This window comes from Actinocorallia lasiicapitis (assembly GCF_054778695.1).
On the sequence record NZ_BAAGZI010000880.1, the window covers coordinates 1 to 627 of the forward strand.

General features: G+C 73.8%; 2 protein-coding genes. Both read right to left on the bottom strand.

The genetic code is table 11. The annotated features are described in order from the left end of the window. Window positions 1-358, bottom strand: a 358-nt coding sequence (locus tag ACYVE7_RS35275; RefSeq protein ID WP_460371037.1) for a hypothetical protein, incomplete at its 3' end; no start/stop codon positions are given. Window positions 359-437: 79 nt separating this feature from the next. Continuing rightward, window positions 438-627, bottom strand: a 190-nt coding sequence (locus ACYVE7_RS35280) for a hypothetical protein (protein ID WP_460371039.1), incomplete at its 5' end; no start/stop codon positions are given.

Sequence of the window (627 nt, forward strand, 5' to 3'; positions counted from 1 at the left end):
GCGCCAGCGCCGCGAGGCCCGCGCCGGTGGCCGTGGCGCTGGTCAGCCGGAGCGAACGCAGCTCGGGCAGGCCGGTGAGGGCGTGCGGTGCGGCGTCGGTCAGCCGGTCGGAGTCGAGGGCGAGCTCGGCGAGCCCGGTGAGACCGTCCAGGGACCGGAGCCCGGTGTCGGAGAACGGGCCGCGCACCCTGAGCACTCTCAGCCAGTGCATGGCGCCGACCTGTTCGAGCTGTTCGTCCGTGACGTCCGAAAGCTCCAGCTCACGGAAGATCCGCTGCCCGCGCAGGCTGCCCATCCAGATACCCGAATAGGCGAGTTCCGCGTCCCCCGGCAGCTCAACGCTGCGCGCATCGCTCATGCTCCCACCGTAGCCACCCCCGCCTCCCGGGAAACGCACGGCAGGCGACCAATCCGTGACAGCCCGCCGAACATCTGCGCTAGGTGGGAAGGGAGAGGCCCGCGAGGGAGGCGGCGAGACCCGCGGCGCCGGCCGCGAGGAGGGTGAGGACGGGGCCCCGGCGGAGCGGGAAGAGCAGCACGAAAGCGCCCGCGAGGACGGCCCACTGCCAGGGTTCGTCGAGCGCGCGGGCCAGCGGCCAGGCCGAGCCGAGGATCGCGCCGGTCGCG